13 protein-coding genes are annotated in these 16,452 nt (G+C 61.2%); 5 read left to right on the top strand and 8 right to left on the bottom strand.

Going from position 1 to position 16,452, the window contains the following annotated elements:
* Nucleotides 1-115 precede the first annotated feature (115 nt).
* A complete protein-coding gene (gene treP / locus INT12_RS00970) occupies nt 116-1,558 on the bottom strand; it encodes a PTS system trehalose-specific EIIBC component (protein ID WP_017846159.1) in 1,443 nt (480 codons plus the stop codon).
* A 238-nt stretch (nt 1,559-1,796) separates the two neighbouring features.
* On the opposite strand from treP, the gene treR reads away from it, so the two are divergent.
* Nucleotides 1,797-2,501, top strand: coding sequence for a trehalose operon repressor (treR, locus tag INT12_RS00975; protein WP_017846160.1), 705 nt, complete (start codon nt 1,797-1,799; stop codon nt 2,499-2,501).
* Nucleotides 2,502-2,657: 156 nt separating this feature from the next.
* On the opposite strand, the gene guaA is transcribed toward treR, so the two are convergent.
* The 4 genes from guaA to INT12_RS00995 all read right to left on the bottom strand — a co-directional run bounded on the left by guaA (nt 2,658) and on the right by INT12_RS00995 (nt 7,480).
* Nucleotides 2,658-4,235: a glutamine-hydrolyzing GMP synthase gene (gene guaA, locus INT12_RS00980; RefSeq protein WP_046382186.1), complete on the bottom strand. Its 1,578-nt coding sequence runs from the start codon at nt 4,233-4,235 to the stop codon at nt 2,658-2,660.
* Nucleotides 4,236-4,317: 82 nt separating this feature from the next.
* The gene (gene guaB, locus INT12_RS00985; RefSeq protein ID WP_017846162.1) at nt 4,318-5,787 is read right to left on the bottom strand and encodes an IMP dehydrogenase; all 1,470 of its coding nucleotides are present in this window, start codon (nt 5,785-5,787) and stop codon (nt 4,318-4,320) included.
* 240 nt (nt 5,788-6,027) lie between these two features.
* Nucleotides 6,028-6,576, bottom strand: a complete 549-nt coding sequence (locus INT12_RS00990; RefSeq protein ID WP_017846163.1) for a hypothetical protein — start codon at nt 6,574-6,576, stop codon at nt 6,028-6,030.
* Nucleotides 6,577-6,712: 136 nt separating this feature from the next.
* Nucleotides 6,713-7,480 (bottom strand): sulfite exporter TauE/SafE family protein, encoded by a 768-nt coding sequence (locus INT12_RS00995; RefSeq protein WP_169883651.1) that lies wholly within the window; start codon nt 7,478-7,480, stop codon nt 6,713-6,715.
* Nucleotides 7,481-7,579: 99 nt separating this feature from the next.
* On the opposite strand from INT12_RS00995, the gene INT12_RS01000 reads away from it, so the two are divergent.
* The 4 genes from INT12_RS01000 to leuA all read left to right on the top strand — a co-directional run bounded on the left by INT12_RS01000 (nt 7,580) and on the right by leuA (nt 12,708).
* Nucleotides 7,580-8,470, top strand: coding sequence for a LysR family transcriptional regulator (locus INT12_RS01000; RefSeq protein WP_046382184.1), 891 nt, complete (start codon nt 7,580-7,582; stop codon nt 8,468-8,470).
* A gap of 30 nt (nt 8,471-8,500) precedes the next feature.
* Nucleotides 8,501-9,880, top strand: a complete 1,380-nt coding sequence (xseA, locus tag INT12_RS01005; protein ID WP_017846166.1) for an exodeoxyribonuclease VII large subunit — start codon at nt 8,501-8,503, stop codon at nt 9,878-9,880.
* 3 nt (nt 9,881-9,883) lie between these two features.
* The gene (locus tag INT12_RS01010) at nt 9,884-10,705 is read left to right on the top strand and encodes a M23 family metallopeptidase (RefSeq protein ID WP_193039574.1); all 822 of its coding nucleotides are present in this window, start codon (nt 9,884-9,886) and stop codon (nt 10,703-10,705) included.
* Nucleotides 10,706-11,028: 323 nt separating this feature from the next.
* Entirely contained in the window at nt 11,029-12,708 is a 1,680-nt protein-coding gene (gene leuA, locus INT12_RS01015) for a 2-isopropylmalate synthase (protein ID WP_017846168.1), read from the top strand.
* Nucleotides 12,709-12,878: 170 nt separating this feature from the next.
* Here leuA and INT12_RS01020 read toward each other — a convergent pair whose 3' ends face one another.
* The 3 genes from INT12_RS01020 to der all read right to left on the bottom strand — a co-directional run bounded on the left by INT12_RS01020 (nt 12,879) and on the right by der (nt 16,390).
* A complete protein-coding gene (locus INT12_RS01020; RefSeq protein WP_193039573.1) occupies nt 12,879-13,670 on the bottom strand; it encodes an amidohydrolase in 792 nt (263 codons plus the stop codon).
* On the bottom strand, nt 13,658-14,806 hold the full coding sequence (locus INT12_RS01025; protein WP_046382181.1) for a pyridoxal phosphate-dependent aminotransferase: 1,149 nt from the start codon (nt 14,804-14,806) through the stop codon (nt 13,658-13,660). The genes INT12_RS01020 and INT12_RS01025 overlap by 13 nt, the downstream gene beginning before the upstream one ends.
* 114 nt (nt 14,807-14,920) lie before the next feature.
* Nucleotides 14,921-16,390, bottom strand: coding sequence for a ribosome biogenesis GTPase Der (gene der / locus INT12_RS01030; RefSeq protein ID WP_017846171.1), 1,470 nt, complete (start codon nt 16,388-16,390; stop codon nt 14,921-14,923).
* Nucleotides 16,391-16,452: the final 62 nt, after the last annotated feature.

A 16,452-nucleotide genomic window follows, 5' to 3' on the forward strand; every position in this document is an offset into this window, starting at 1 on the left:
GGGTTCCTTCAGTAAAATTGTGTACCCGCCGCTCGGGCCTCATCGGGAGCAAGCCCCCTCCCACAGGGGGAACGCATTCAACTGTGGGAGCGGGCTTGCTCGCGAACGCGGTAATTCAGGCAACGCGATACCCAGGCCGCACGATCTTCATGCTCAATGCACAGGTCAGAACAAACGGCACGACCATCGCGATGACCATCCCGATCACAAACATCGGGATGGCATGCGGCACGATCGAGATAAACCCGGGCAAGCCGCCGACCCCGATGGCCGAGGCCTGCACCTTGTTCAGCGACAGGAAAATGCTGCCCAGTGCCGAGCCCAGCAGCGCGGCATAAAACGGGAACTTGAAGCGCAGGTTCACGCCGAACATCGCCGGTTCAGTGATGCCGAAATACGCGGAGACGGCGGAAGTCGAGGCCATGCTTTTGTCCCGCGCATTGCGCGCCATGTAGAACACCGCCAGCGCGGCGCTGCCCTGGGCCAGGTTGGACATGACGATCATCGGCCAGATAAACGTGCCGCCCTGGGTGGAGATCAGTTGCAGGTCCACCGCCAGGAACATGTGGTGCATGCCGGTGATCACCAGCGGCGCATACAACAGACCGAAAATCGCCCCGCCGAGCATCGGCGCCAGGTCAAACAGCGTGACCACGCCCTGGGTGATCAGGATGCCGAGGTGACGGGTCACCGGGCCGATGATCGCCAGCGCGAGCACGCCGGTGACGACGATGGTGGTGATCGGCACGACCAACAGTTGGATGGCATTCGGCACCCGCGCGCGCAGCCATTTCTCGATGACGCTCATCACATACGCCGCCATCAGGATCGGCAGGATCTGCCCCTGGTAGCCAACTTTCTCGATCTTGAACCAACCGAAAATATCGAAGTACGGCAGGCTCTGGCCATCGAGGCCGGCCACCGCCTTGCCGTAGTTCCAGGCGTTGAGCAGGTCCGGGTGGACCAGCATCAGGCCAAGCACGATGCCGAGGATTTCACTGCCGCCAAAACGCTTGGCCGCCGACCAGCCCACCAGCGCCGGCAGGAACACGAACGAGGTGTTGGCCATCAGGTTGATCAGGCTCCACAGGCCATCCAGGTTCGGGTAGGCCTCCAGCAGCGTCTTGCCCTCGATGAACATGCCCTTGGCGCCCATCAGGTTGTTCACGCCCATCAACAGGCCGGCGATGATCAACGCGGGCAGGATCGGCATGAACACATCGGAGAACACCCGCACCAGACGCTGCATGGCGTTGGTCTTGTCGGCGCCCTTCTTCTTGACGTCGGCGATGGTGGCGGCGGCGAGGCCGGTCTGTTCGCGCAGGGCGGCATAGACCTTTTCCACTTCGCCGGGGCCGATCACCACCTGGAACAGCCCACCGGTAAAGAACGAGCCCTTGACCAGGTCGACTTGGTTCAACGCGCTGCCGTTGACCAGGCTCGGGTCCTTGAGCGCCAGGCGCAGGCGGGTCACGCAATGGGCGGCTTGCTCAAGATTATCGCGGCCCCCGAGGTGCTCGAGAATTTCGCGGGCGATGTTCGAATAGTCGTGGCTCATGCTTGGTTTCCACTTTGATTTTTTTATTTGGGGGGCAGTCATTGGCAGCACGCCGAAGGCAAAACTACTCGTACAGACGAGTTAAAGCAACAACTCGTCTGTACGAGTTACATATTGTCTATTTTTTCTGGATCAGGCCCCGCCACAGCCCACAGATTTCCGTGGGCCCAATGGACAAACCCCAGCCGTGCCACTAAGGTTCCTGCCTTGAACGCAAACGCGGCACAGAGCCATCCCCATGAGCAAATACAACCAGATCTATACCGATCTGCTTGCCAACATCACCACCGAACGCCTGCAACGCGGCACCCGTCTTCCCTCTGAAACCGAACTGATGGATGCCTACCAGGCCAGTCGTGGCACCGTGCGGCGGGCCATCGAGCAGCTGCAGGAGCGTGGGTTTGCGCAGAAAATCCATGGCAAAGGCACGTTTGTGTTATCGCCCAACCCCATCGAGTTCCAACTGGGCGGCATCGTCAGCTTCCACGAAACCCACGCCGACCTGGGCGATGACGTCCACACCGACGTCGTCGAATTCACCCAGTTCCCGCTGGAAGGCTCACTGCTGCAGCATATCGAGGCCGAACCCGGCACCCTGATCACCCGCATCAAACGGGTGCGGCGCATCGGCGGCAAACGGGTGATCCTCGACATCAACCACTTCGTCGCCGACCTGATCCCCGGCCTGGACCGCACCATCGCCGAGCAGTCGATCTACGCCTTCATCGAACAGACGTTGCAACTGCACATCAGCTACGCCCAACGCACCATCGAAGCCCTGCCCCGCGGCAAAGACGACCAGGCACACCTCGACCTTGAGGGGCAAAGCCATGTGATCGTGGTAAGCAACCAGACGTTTCTGCAGGACGGGCGGCAGTTCGAGTACACCGAGTCGCGGCATACGTTGGATAAGTTCTACTTTTCGGATATTGCGCGGCGCTAAGGCCGAGTGAAGCTCAAACGTAGCCGCGGGCCGCTATCGCGAGTAAGCCCGCTCCCACACTTTTGCTGCGGCGTTTGATTTATCGTGTTTCAGATGCGCAGAACCCCGGCACATGGCCGGGGTTCTGTTATTCAGCATCTACCTGCTAGGGCAGGATCATTCCCACTCAATCGTCGCTGGCGGCTTGCTCGACACGTCATACGTCACGCGCGAGATGCCTTCGATTTCATTGATGATACGGCCGCTGACGGTTTCCAGCAGTTCGTAAGGCAGGTGTGCCCAACGGGCGGTCATGAAGTCGATGGTTTCCACCGCACGCAGGGCCACGACCCAGGCGTAACGACGGCCGTCACCGACCACGCCCACCGATTTCACCGGCTGGAACACTACGAACGCCTGGCTGACTTTGTGATACCAGTCGGCCTTGCGCAGTTCTTCGATGAAGATGTGGTCGGCGCGACGCAGCAGGTCGGCGTATTCCTTCTTCACTTCACCGAGGATCCGCACACCCAGGCCCGGGCCCGGGAATGGGTGGCGGTAGACCATGTCGTAGGGCAGGCCCAGTTCCAGGCCGAGACGGCGGACTTCGTCCTTGAACAGCTCACGCAGCGGTTCGACCAGCTTGAGGTTCATTTCCTCGGGCAGGCCACCCACGTTGTGGTGGGACTTGATCACGTGGGCCTTGCCGCTCTTGGCGCCGGCCGACTCGATCACGTCGGGGTAGATGGTGCCCTGGGCGAGGTACTTGATGTTGTCCAGTTTGTTGGACTGGGCATCGAATACGTCGATGAAGGTGCGGCCGATGATCTTGCGCTTCTTCTCCGGGTCGGACTCGCCGGCCAGGTTGTTCAGGAACTGATCTTCAGCGTTGGCGCGGATCACCTTGACGCCCATGTTCTCGGCGAACATGGCCATCACTTGCTCGCCTTCGTGCAGGCGCAGCAGGCCGTTGTCGACGAATACGCAGGTCAGTTGATCACCGATGGCCTTGTGCAGCAGCGCAGCAACCACGGAGGAGTCAACGCCGCCGGACAGGCCGAGCAGGACGTTGTCGGTGCCGACCTGGGCACGCACGTTGGCGATGGCGTCTTCAGCGATTTTCGACGGGGTCCACAGGGCTTCACACTCGCAAATGTCGAGGATGAAGCGCGACAGGATGCGCCCGCCTTGCTTGGTGTGGGTCACTTCCGGGTGGAACTGCACGCCGTAGTAACCACGCTCGTCGTTGAACATGCCGGCGATCGGGCAGCTCGGGGTGCTGGCCAGGATGTGGAAGTCTTGCGGCATCTTGGTGACTTTGTCACCGTGGCTCATCCACACGTCGAGGCCGAACAGGCCGTCGGCGTCGACGTGGTCTTCGATGCCGTCCAACAGGCGGCTCTTGCCGACCACGTCGACACGGGCATAACCGAATTCACGCAGCTCGGAACCTTCAACCTTGCCGCCCAACTGCTCGGCCATGGTCTGCATGCCATAGCAGATACCGAACACGGGCACGCCCAGGTCGAATACGGCTTGCGGGCAGCGCGGGCTGTTGGCTTCGTGTACCGACTCGGGGCCGCCGGCGAGGATGACGCCTTTCGGTGCGAATTCGCGGATCGCTGCGTCGTCCATGTCGAACGGATGCAGTTCGCAGTACACACCGATTTCACGCACGCGACGGGCGATCAGTTGGGTGTACTGGGAACCGAAATCGAGGATCAGGATACGGTGGGCGTGAATGTCGAGGGCCATGAGATCAGTCTCGTCTAATGAATCAGAAACAACTCGGGGCTGAATAAGACAGCCCCGGTTACTTAACTTTATGCTGGAAGCCTCAACCTACGCGGTAGTTTGGCGCTTCCTTGGTGATCTGCACGTCATGGACGTGGGATTCGGCCATACCGGCGCCGGTGATCCGCACGAACTCTGGCTTGGTACGCATTTCGTCGATGTTGGCGCTACCGGTGTAGCCCATCGAGGAACGCAGGCCGCCCATCAGTTGATGGATGATCGCGCTCAGGGTGCCTTTGTACGGCACACGGCCTTCGATGCCTTCCGGAACGAGTTTCTCGGCGCCTGCCGAAGAGTCCTGGAAGTAACGGTCGGAAGAACCTTGCGCCTGGGACATGGCGCCCAGCGAACCCATGCCGCGGTAAGCCTTGTACGAACGACCCTGGAACAGTTCGATCTCGCCCGGGGCTTCTTCAGTACCGGCGAACATCGAGCCCATCATCACGCAGGAAGCACCGGCGACGATGGCCTTGGACAGGTCACCGGAGAACCGGATACCGCCGTCGGCGATCAACGGAACGCCCGTGCCTTCGAGGGCCTCGGCGACGTTGGCGATGGCGCTGATTTGCGGCACGCCCACGCCGGCGACGATACGCGTGGTGCAGATCGAGCCAGGGCCGATACCGACCTTGACCGCATCCGCGCCCGCTTCGGCCAGGGCCTTGGCGGCAGCGCCGGTGGCGATGTTGCCGCCGATCACCTGGACTTCAGGGAAATTCTGTTTGACCCAGCGAACGCGGTCGATCACGCCCTTGGAGTGACCGTGGGCGGTGTCGACCACCACCACGTCCACACCGGCAGCAACCAGGGCCGCTACGCGATCACCAGTGTCTTTACCGGTGCCGACTGCCGCGCCGACACGCAGACGACCTTGGTCATCCTTGCTGGCCAGCGGGTAAGCCTTGGCTTTTTCGATGTCGTTGACGGTCATCATGCCCTTGAGGGCGAATTTGTCGTCGACGATCAGCACGCGCTCGATGCGGTGCTTGTGCAGCAATTCGCGCACGTCGTTCTTGTTGGCGCCTTCCTTGACCGTGACCAGACGCTCTTTAGGCGTCATCACTTCGCGGACGGTGACTTCAAGACGGTTCTCGAAACGCACGTCACGGGAGGTGACGATGCCGACGAGGTCGCCATTGTGCAGCACCGGAACGCCGGAGATGTTGTGCAGACGGGTCAGTTCGAACAGGTCGCGCACGGTGGCGTCAGCGTCGATGGTGATCGGATCTTTCACCACACCGGCTTCATAACGCTTGACCTTGCGCACTTCGGCAGCTTGCTGCTCGACGGTCATGTTCTTGTGGATGATGCCGATACCGCCTTCCTGAGCCATGGCGATGGCCAGACGGGCTTCGGTGACGGTATCCATGGCAGCGGAAACCAGGGGAATATTCAGCTCGATGCCACGGGTTAGGCGGGTCTTGAGACTGACTTCGTTAGGAAGCACCTCGGAATAACCGGGCACTAGGAGAATGTCGTCGAATGTCAGAGCTTCTTGGCTGATACGCAGCATCGCGGGGGCTCCCGAGCGGGAAAATGGAAGCGCGCCATTATACTCAGACACCCCTCAGGTCTCAACGTAAAACTCTGACAAACTTGGTAATACTGATAGATGGAGAAAAGATGCTGCTTTTCTGTAGGAGCGAGCTTGCTCGCGAAGAACACCAAGGCACCGCGTTTAACCAGACTACCCGGATTGTCGTTGACGATTTTCGCGAGCCAGCTCGCTCCTACAAAGGGTTGAGCTTGCAGCCTACAACTCGACTTTGACCCAACTGATCTTCTGGTCCAACCAATCGGCAAATTCGTCGATAAAGCTCTGCTTGAACCCCGCCTCCGCCCAGTTGTTGAAGATGAATCCGAGGTTGGAAAACCCACATTCCTGCAGGAACAGAAAACCGTTGATGTCATCCTCATGCCCACACAGCGGGCAGGTGAAGTTGTCGGTGTGGCCGGGCATCCACTCTTCCAGGCTGTCGAACAGCGCCTCGCCGATTTCCTTGAGGCATTCCGGGCAGCCGGCTTCTTCGAGAAAACCCTTGGCCGGTGTATAGATGCAACGCTTGTAGATGATTTCCAGGCCATTGACGGGTTCGTTGAACGGCAGCGCATCCGGGTGCAGCACCACGGCGCGGGCGCCGTCGGCCAGGGCGTAGGCCATGCGGTTGCCGGTGCGCCCGCAGGTGGTCAGCTCTTCCTTGATGATGTTCTTGCGCACCAGCCAGCGCACGATCGCCCGGGCACGGGGTTCGTGGACGGGCAAGGTGGAGATTTTCGGGACAAGGATGCTTTGGGAATTCATGGGAGCCCTGCGGTATGACGTCTGGCGCCGTCGCGGGCAAGCCCGGCTCCCACCTTGCAATGCGATCGACTGTGGGAGTGGGCTTGCTCGCGAAGAAGCCCTGAAGGCAGGCAGCTTAATCCCTGCCCGACACAGGTCAAGTACTCAGGTACCGCCCAATCAAGGCAATGCCGCTGGCCAGCACCAGCCACGTGACCAATCGCACAAACGCCTCACGGGACATGCGCAACGTCAGCCGCCGCCCACACCACAACCCCAGGGCCATCGCCGGCAGCAGGCAAACCGCCAGCAGCAACAGCGGCATGTCGGCATACACCCCGGCAATCAGGAACAGGCTCAGGCGCACCACGGTGCTGCAACTGATCAACGCGCTTTGCGTGGCGCGCGCGGCGTCCTTGGGCAAACGACTGCTCAAGTAGATCGCATATAGAAAGCCGCCACTGCCGAACAACGCACCGAACAAACCGCCGACGGTGCCCATGGGAACCGCCCAGCCCGCCGCCAGTTGCGCCGGCCGGGCCTTCACCGCCAAGGTGTAAATCGCGTAGGCGCTGATAAACAGCCCCATCAACAACAGCAACAGATCCGAATGCAGGTTGAGCAAAAACACCACGCCCAGGGTGCAACCGATCGCCATGCACGGCAGCAGTCGCAACAGCTCCGGCTTGTTCACATCCCGTCGCGATTGCAGCAGGTTGCCGAAGGCCGCGATGAAATCCAGCAACACCAGCAGCGGGATGACCTTCGACAGCGGCATGAATATAAGCAGGATCGGCCCCGCCACCAGCGCCGTACCGAACCCGGCGATGCCAAACACGATATAGGCCACGGCAACGCCCAGGCCGATCACCAGCCAATCTGTACCGCCAAACGACCACTGACTCATCAGCTCAACCGGGCTCATGGGCAATTCCTTGAAAGAGAGGTGCATCACTTTAGCCACGGGTGAGAGTTGCGACTAATATCTTCAAAGCCCTCTACCCATCTCGAAAAGGCATGACGTGTGATTTCCACCCGCCAACTGCGCTACTTCGTCGAAATCGCCGACAGCGGCAGCTTCAGCGCCGCCGCCGAGCGCCTGTTTGTCGCGCAATCGGCCCTGAGCCGGCAGATCAAAGAACTGGAAAACCAACTGCACACCCCATTGTTCGAACGCACCGCGCGCCTGCCTCGGCTGACCGCCGCCGGTGAAGCCTTCTACCCGCGGGCGCGCAATCTGCTGAGTGAACTGCACAAGGCCAGCGAGATGGCGACGCAAGTGGGTAACGGCCAGGTCGGCACTCTGCGCTTGAGCCATTCGAGCACCGTGCCGATGAGCGGCGCGCTGCTGCGCGGCATCAGCACCTGGCTGGAGCGCTGCCCCGGCGTATCGATGGATATCGCCAAACTGTCCTCCGAAGCCCAACTCGAAGAAATTGCCGACGGTCGCCTGGACGTCGGCCTACTGCGCCTGCCGGTGCTACGCCAGCGCGAAGGCGTGCGTGTGGTGCCTTTATACAGCGAGCAGTTACTGCTGGCCGTACCGCCGAACCACGCGCTAGCCCGCTGCCAGGCACCGGTCGAATTGGCCCAACTCAAGGACGAAGCGTTTATCTCGGTCCCCCACCCCCAGCGCGGCGGGCTGAGCTATCTGTCGGCCGAGTTGTGCATGCGTGCCGGATTTTTCCCCAAGGCTGCACGGGTCATGTCGCGCAAGACCACGCAGTTGCAGTTGATCCAGGCCGGCTTCGGTATTGCCTTGTTACCAAAATCGATGCAGGACATCGCCCCGGCCGCCGTGCATTTTTTACCCCTGGCCGACCCGGACTGCCTGAGTACCGTAGCCCTGGCCTGCCCGCACACACCGAGCGCGTTGGTGGAGCAATTCTGCCAAACCTTGCGCGAATGCCTATAAACTGCCGCCCATGATTAAAGATCCCTCTCCATGATTAAAGATCCGTTCGCCCGCCTGGGCCTGGACCGCGAGGTCCTGACTGTCAGCCAACTCAACGGCCGTGCGCGGGTGTTGCTGGAAGACGTGTTCACCAATATCTGGGTCGAAGGCGAGATCTCCAACCTCGCCCGCCCGGCTTCCGGCCATGTGTACTTCACCCTCAAGGACAGCGGCGCCCAAGTGCGTTGCGCGCTGTTCCGGCAGAACGCCGCGCGGGTGCGCCAGGCCTTGAAGGACGGCCTGGCGGTGAAAGTGCGCGGCAAGGTCTCGCTGTTCGAGGGCCGTGGCGACTATCAACTGATCCTCGACACTGTCGAGCCCGCCGGCGATGGCGCGCTGCGCCTGGCCTTCGATGCGCTGAAGGAAAAACTCAGCGCCGAAGGCCTGTTCAGCGCCGACCGCAAGGTGGCGTTGCCGGCCCATCCGCAGCGCATCGGCATTATCAGCTCGCCGACCGGCGCGGTGATCCGCGACATCATCAGCGTGTTCCGCCGCCGCGCGCCGCAGGTGCAACTCACCTTGATCCCCACGGCCGTACAGGGCCGCGAAGCGGTGGCGCAGATCGTGCGCGCGCTGAAGCTGGCCGACGCGCGTGGCTTCGACGCATTGATCCTGGCCCGTGGCGGCGGCTCGCTGGAAGACCTCTGGTGCTTCAACGAAGAAGCCGTGGCCCGGGCGGTGGATGCGTGCGTGACGCCGATCGTCAGCGCCATCGGCCATGAGACCGATGTGTCGATCAGCGACTTTGTCGCCGACGTGCGCGCGCCGACACCGTCTGCCGCCGCAGAACTGCTCGCTCCGGACGCCAGCAACCTGGTGCGCCAGGTCGACAGCCTGCACCGCCGCCTGGTGATGCTGATGCGCAACCGGCTAAGCCACGACCGCCTGCGCCTCGAAGGCATGGCCCGCCGCCTGCGCCACCCCGGCGAACGTCTGCGCCAACAGGCCCAGCGCCTGGACGACCTGGACATGCGCCTGCGCCGCGCTTTCGAACGCAGCCTCAATACCCGCCGCGAACGCTTGATCCGCCTGGAAACCCGCCTCGCCGGCCAACACCCCGGCCGCCAACTGGCCTTGCTGCGCCAACGCCTGGACAGCCTCGCCGAACGCCTGCCCCGCGCCATGCGCGAAGGCCTCAAGGCGCGCCGCCTGCAACTGCAAAGCCAGGTGCAGACGCTGCAAGTGGTCAGCCCGCTGGCGACTCTCGGCCGCGGCTACAGCATCCTGCTCGACGAACGCGGCCAGGCGATTCGCAATGCCGCGCAGACCCACACCGGCCAGCGTCTGACTGCGCGCCTCGGTGAAGGCCAATTGCAAGTGCGGGTGGAAGACAACCACCTGACACCCGTCACCCTTTCGTTATTGGATTGATCGATGCCACGTTTTTTCAGCCTGTTGATGCTGCTGTGCCTGACCGTCAACGCCCACGCCGACAGCTTCATCATCCGGGCCTTGAACAAGCCGGTGCCCGGCGGTGTGGCGGTCGTCGACCTGGGCCCCGCGGCGGCCGCGCCGAAAGCCACCTACCAGGGCAAGCCGGTCCTGGTGGTCAAGGAGCAGGCCAACTGGCTGGCGATTGTCGGCATTCCGTTGACGGTCAAACCCGGCAACGAACGCATCAGCAGCGGCGGGCGCAACCTGCCGTTTATCGTCGGCTACAAGCAGTACCCGGAACAGCGCATCACCCTGAAGAACAAAAGCCAGGTCAACCCCGCCCCGGCGCAACTCAGACGCATCGAGGCCGAGCTGGCGGTGCAGATCAAGGCTTACCGCCGTTTCAGCCCTAACCTGCCAAGCAACCTGCTGCTGGACAAACCGGTCAACGGCCCGCTGTCGAGCAAGTTCGGCGTGCGTCGCTTCTTCAACGGCGAAGAACGCAATCCGCATTCAGGCCTGGATTTCGCCGTCCCCGCCGGCACACCGATCAAGACCCCGGCGGCGGGCAAGGTGATCCTGACCGGCAACTACTTCTTCAACGGCAACACCGTGTTCGTCGACCACGGCCAGGGCTTTATCAGCATGTTCTGCCATATGTCGAAGATCGATGTCAGTGCGGGCCAGCAACTGGCACGCGGCGCGGTGGTGGGCAAGGTCGGCGCGACGGGTCGCGCGACCGGGCCGCATATGCACTGGAATGTCAGCCTGAACGATGCACGGGTGGATCCCGCGATCTTTATCGGCGCATTTCAACCTTGACCGACTCGATTGCGCAGCCGATAGAGGCTGCGCAATTAAAACCAGCCCCAGACTATTTACCAAGCATAAAATCTCGTTTCCTACGCCCACAGAAGAACTTATCTCAATTTTTCTGGACTACTTGCCATCTTTCACCCCGGCGGTTAGGGTTGAGCTTATGAAAACCTCTCACACACTCATTTTGCTCCGCCAGCACCGCAGCCTGTGCCTTGTCAGCGCACGACTGCCAGGCTGAATCGATCTGCCTCGTCCCTTGTTTTATACCCCATAACAGTTTTCCGGCAGGCCGCCCTTTTTCGGCCCCTCCACCAAAGGATTTCCCGATGAGCATGCTCAAAGACCCGTCTTCGAAGTACCGCGCGTTTCCGACCATCGATATTCCGGACCGCACCTGGCCGTCGAAAACCATCACCACCGCGCCGATCTGGTGCAGCTCCGACCTGCGTGATGGCAACCAGTCGCTGATCGAACCGATGGATGCAGTGAAAAAACTGCGCTTCTGGAAGACCCTGGTCGCCGTCGGCGTGAAGGAAATCGAAGCCTCGTTCCCGGCCGCTTCGCAAACCGACTTCGACTTCGTCCGCACCCTGATCGAAGGCAACCACATCCCCGAGGACACCACCATCCAGGTGCTGACCCAGGGCCGTGAAGACTTGATCGAGCGCACCTTCGAATCCCTGCGCGGCGCGAAAAAAGCCATCGTCCACCTGTACAACGCCACCTCGCCGTCCTTCCGTCGCATCGTGTTCAACCAGGACAAGGACGGGATCAAGGCCATCGCGGTCAACGCGGCCAAGCTGTTCGTCAAATACGCCGCCCAGCAGCCGGAAACCCAGTGGACGTTCGAATACTCGCCAGAGACCTTCAGCGCCACCGAGCTGGAATTCGCCAAGGAAGTGTGTGACGCAGTGATCGAGGTGTGGAACCCGACGCCCGAGCACAAGATGATCCTCAACCTGCCGGCCACCGTTGAATGCGCCACGCCGAACATCTATGCCGACCAGATCGAGTGGTTCGGTCGTCATGTCAACCGTCGTGACAGCGTGATCATCAGCCTGCACACCCACAACGACCGTGGCACCGGCGTAGCCGCCACCGAATTGGGCCTGATGGCCGGCGCCGACCGTGTCGAAGGCTGCCTGTTCGGCAACGGCGAGCGTACCGGTAACGTCGACCTGGTCAACGTGGCGTTGAACCTCTACACCCAGGGCGTGAACCCTGAACTGGACTTCTCCGACATCGACGGCGTGCGCAAAGTGGTCGAGGAATGCAACCAGATCCAGGTGCATCCACGTCACCCGTATGTCGGCGACCTGGTACACACAGCATTCTCCGGCTCCCACCAGGACGCAATCCGCAAGGGCTTCGCCCAGCAGAAACCCGACGCCCTGTGGGAAGTGCCGTACTTGCCGATCGACCCGGCCGACATCGGCCGCAGCTACGAGGCGGTGATCCGGGTGAACAGCCAGTCGGGCAAAGGCGGCATCGCCTACCTGCTGGAGCAGGAATACGGCATCAGCTTGCCGCGTCGCATGCAGATCGAGTTCAGCCAAGTGGTTCAGGCCGAAACCGACCGCGTGGGCCTGGAGATGAGCGCTTCGCAGATTCACGCGCTGTTGCAGCGTGAATACCTGCAAGCCAACACGCCCTACGCGCTGGTCAGCCATCGTCTGCAGGAAGAAAACGGTAACAGCACCGTGGAAGTGGAAGTCTCGGGCAAAGGCCAGGGCGAAACCAACCTGCACTGGCACGGCAAGGGCAACGGTGCGCTCGAAGCCCTGGTCGCCAGCCTGCCGATTGGCGTGGAAATCATGGACTACAACGAACACGCAATCGGTGCCGGCACCAACGCCAAGGCTGCGGCCTACATCGAGCTGCGAGTGAACGGTGAGCGTCCGGTGCATGGCGTGGGCATTGATGAAAACTTCACCACGGCCAGCTTCAAGGCGGTATTCAGCGCCCTGAACCGCTCGCTGAGCCATTTGGAAGCGAAAGCGGCGTAAACACTGAGCGCTGACATGCAAAAGGCCCCTGGGTGAGAACTCAGGGGCCTTTTTTGTTGGGCTTTGGATGTGTGTGGTCTGTCGGGGCCTCATCGCGGGCAAGCCCACTCCCACATTTTGACCGTGTTTGGCTCGAATGTGGGAGTGGGCTTGCCCGCGATAGCGGTCTGTCAGACAAACTGAAAAGTATCGGCATCCAGGTTCGCCGGAAATTTGCTGCGGTAAGCCGCCAATTCATCCGCTTTGAGGCACACCGTAAACACCCCGTCCGCCTCCCCCGCACTCAACAGGCTCTCACCCTGGAAGTCCAGCACCTGGCTATCCCCGGTATAAGCGAAGCCTTTGCCGTCGGTACCCACCCGATTCACCGCCGCCACATAACACAGGTTCTCGATCGCCCGCGCTGGCAGCAACCGGTTCCAATGCTGGCGTCGCGCCCCCGGCCAGTTGGCCGTGTACAGCAGCAGGTCGGTATCCTGGGCGTCACGACTCCACACCGGAAAGCGCAGGTCGTAGCAAATCAATGGGCGAATACGCCAGCCCTTTATCTCGAACAGCTCCTGGCGCTCGCCGGGCGTGTAGTGATTGTGCTCGCCGGCCATGCGAAACAGGTGGCGCTTATCGTAATGCAGCACCTCGCCATCCGGCCGCGCCCATAACAGACGGTTGCGGTGGCTGCCGTCGGCGGCCTGGATGATCACACTGCCGGTGATCACCGCGTTGTACTTCGCCGCCTGGCTCTGGAGCCAGCGATGGGTCGGGCCATTTTCCGGTTCGGCCTGGGTGGCCGAGTCCATGGAGAAACCGGTGGTGAACATCTCCGGCAGGATGATCAGGTCGGCGCCACGGGCCTGTTCCAGCAACAGTTCGAAGTGATCGAAGTTGGCCTGGCGGTTGTGCCAGGCCAGGCTGGTCTGGACCAGGGCGATGTTCAGGTCGGGTAGTGCATTCAGATCACGCATAGTTTCTCAGCTGCTTGTTGCAGCGTCTCCTCGCGTTTGGCAAAGCACAGGCGCACCAGGCGCTGGCCTTGGGGTGGATGCTGATAGAACACCGAAACCGGGATCGTCGCTACGCCATGCTCGCGGGTCATCCACAACGACATGGCGACGTCATCCAGGTCTGGGCGAATCGCTGAATAATCCACCAGTTGGAAGTAAGTACCGGTGACCCGGGTAAAGCTGAAACGCGACGGCGTCAACAGGTCGCAGAACAGGTCGCGCTTGGCCTGGTAAAAGGCCGGCAGTTCTTCGACGTGTTCCGGGTGTTCGGCCATGAAGTCTGCCAACGCGTACTGCAGCGGGGTCACGCCGCAAAAGTTGACATATTGATGCACCTTGCGCAATTCGATGGTCAGTGCCGGTGGCGCGACCACGTAGCCGGTTTTCCAGCCGGTGACGTGATAGGTCTTGCCGAAGGAACTGACCACGAACGCACGTTGATACAGTTCTTCGTGGGCCAGCACGCTGACATGAGGCACACCGTCAAACACCAGATGTTCGTAGACCTCATCGCTGACCAGGTAAATATCGCGGTCGCGGATCAAGGCCGCCAACAGGTCCAGCTCGGCGCGGCTGATCAGTGCGCCGGTGGGGTTATGCGGCGTGTTCAGGATGATCATGCGCGTGCGCGCAGACAACGCCGCCTGGATCTTTTCAAAGTCGAGGCTGAAGTTTTCCAGGTTCAGTTGCACATGCACGCAGCGACCGCCGGCCAACTCGACCGAAGGCTCATAGCTGTCGTAGCACGGGTCGAACACGATGACCTCATCGCCGCTGCGGATCACCGCCTGGATCGCGCAGAAGATCGCCGCCGTGGCTCCGGGCGTGATCGTCACTTCGCTGTCGGGGCTGACCGTGGCGCCATAGCTGCGCGCGATCTTGGCCGCTACTTGCTGGCGCAGGGCTGGCAGGCCGGTCATCGGTGCGTATTGGTTATGGCCGCTGGCGACATGCTTGCCCACGGCATCGAGCAAACCCTGCGGGCCATTGAAGTCAGGGAAGCCCTGGGACAGGTTGAGCGCGCCGGTTTCGGCAGCGAGTTGCGACATGGTGGTGAAAATGGTCGTGCCGACATTTGGCAGCTTGCTGTTGATCATCGGAGGCCCCTGCAGGTGAACCGCAAGTTTTAAGCTGCCAACTGCATCGGGTCAAGGCGCAAACCACCGCGCACAAAAAAGGGCCCGTAAAGAGCCCTTTTTGCGAGGTCGGAATCAGCGCTTGTCGCGGCGCTTCTTGTCGGCCTTCTTATGGTGAGTCATCAAACGACGCTTCTTGTTCACCTGACGGTCAGTCAGTGTGTTCTTGTTGCCTTCGTATGGGTTCTCGCCACCCTTGAACTCGATACGGATCGGCGTACCGACCAGCTTCAAGACACGGCGGTAGGTGTTTTCCAGGTAACGCACGTAGGATTTAGGCACCTTCTCGATCTGGTTACCGTGGATCACGATAATCGGCGGGTTGGCACCACCCAAGTGGGCGTAACGCAGTTTGATCCGGCGGTTGTTGACCATCGGCGGTGCGTGCTCGCCGACCGCGTCTTCGAGGATCTGGGTCAGACGGTTGGTCGGCCAGCGGGTGACCGCGGACTTGAACGAGTTCTGTACGGACGCGTAGAGATTGCCCACGCCGGTGCCGTGCAGTGCCGAGATAAAGTGGATATCGGCGAACTCGACGAAGAACAGACGACGCTGCAGTTCGATCTTGACGAAATCGCGCTCGCTCGGCGTCATGCCGTCCCACTTGTTGATCGCGATCACCAGCGCCCGACCAGCCTCAAGGGCGAAGCCCAGCAGGTTGAGGTCGTGGTCCACCACGCCTTCGCGGGCGTCCATCACGAAGATCACCACGTTGGCGTCTTTGATCGCCTGCAGGGTTTTCACCACGGAGAACTTTTCAACTTCCTCGTGGATCTTGCCGCGCTTGCGCACACCCGCGGTGTCGATCAGCGTGTACTTCTCGTCGTTACGCTCGAACGGGATGTAGATACTGTCGCGAGTAGTGCCAGGCTGGTCATACACGATGACCCGGTCTTCACCGAGCATACGGTTGACCAGGGTCGACTTGCCGACGTTGGGACGGCCGATGATGGCGATCTTGATACCGTCTTTTTCGCTCGGGCCCGGAATGCGCTTGGCTTCCTCACCTTCGGCGACGACCTCTTCTTCGCCCTCTTCTTCCTCGGCGTCATCCTTAGGGAAGTCACGCAGGGCGATTTCCAACATCTGGGTGATGCCGCGACCGTGGGCACCGGCGATCGGGATCGCGTCGCCCAGGCCCATCGGGCTGAATTCGGCACGGGCCATTTCAGGATCGATGTTGTCGATCTTGTTGGCGACCACGTAGGAACGCTTGTTGCGCTTGCGCAGGTGCTCGCCGATCATCTGGTCGGCAGCGGTGTAGCCCGCGCGGGCGTCCACCAGGAACAACACGACATCGGCTTCTTCAATGGCCAGCAGCGACTGCTCGGCCATCTTTTCGTCCATGCCATGCTCGTCACCGGAGATACCACCGGTGTCGACAATAATGTAGGAGCGCCCTTGCCACTTTGCCTCACCGTATTGGCGATCACGGGTCAGACCGGACAAGTCGCCGACAATGGCGTCGCGAGTCCTGGTCAGGCGGTTGAACAAGGTGGACTTGCCGACGTTAGGTCGGCCCACCAGGGCGATTACGGGAACCATGCGGCTCTCCACTTCGTTATTTCAGAAAATACAAAAGCCGCTGCAAGGCAGCGGCTGGTGCT

This window comes from Pseudomonas sp. K8 (genome assembly GCF_014889455.1).
Lineage (GTDB): Bacteria > Pseudomonadota > Gammaproteobacteria > Pseudomonadales > Pseudomonadaceae > Aquipseudomonas > Aquipseudomonas veronii.

Coding starts and splice junctions, on each gene's coding strand:
- INT12_RS01025 (WP_046382181.1), bottom strand. CDS start 14,806: ATGATCAACAGCAAGCTGCCAAATGTCGGCACGACCATTTTCACCACC.
- treP (WP_017846159.1), bottom strand. CDS start 1,558: ATGAGCCACGACTATTCGAACATCGCCCGCGAAATTCTCGAGCACCTC.
- xseA (WP_017846166.1), top strand. CDS start 8,501: ATGATTAAAGATCCGTTCGCCCGCCTGGGCCTGGACCGCGAGGTCCTG.
- leuA (WP_017846168.1), top strand. CDS start 11,029: ATGAGCATGCTCAAAGACCCGTCTTCGAAGTACCGCGCGTTTCCGACC.
- INT12_RS00995 (WP_169883651.1), bottom strand. CDS start 7,480: ATGAGCCCGGTTGAGCTGATGAGTCAGTGGTCGTTTGGCGGTACAGAT.
- INT12_RS00990 (WP_017846163.1), bottom strand. CDS start 6,576: ATGAATTCCCAAAGCATCCTTGTCCCGAAAATCTCCACCTTGCCCGTC.
- INT12_RS01010 (WP_193039574.1), top strand. CDS start 9,884: ATGCCACGTTTTTTCAGCCTGTTGATGCTGCTGTGCCTGACCGTCAAC.
- guaB (WP_017846162.1), bottom strand. CDS start 5,787: ATGCTGCGTATCAGCCAAGAAGCTCTGACATTCGACGACATTCTCCTA.
- treR (WP_017846160.1), top strand. CDS start 1,797: ATGAGCAAATACAACCAGATCTATACCGATCTGCTTGCCAACATCACC.
- INT12_RS01020 (WP_193039573.1), bottom strand. CDS start 13,670: ATGCGTGATCTGAATGCACTACCCGACCTGAACATCGCCCTGGTCCAG.
- guaA (WP_046382186.1), bottom strand. CDS start 4,235: ATGGCCCTCGACATTCACGCCCACCGTATCCTGATCCTCGATTTCGGT.
- der (WP_017846171.1), bottom strand. CDS start 16,390: ATGGTTCCCGTAATCGCCCTGGTGGGCCGACCTAACGTCGGCAAGTCC.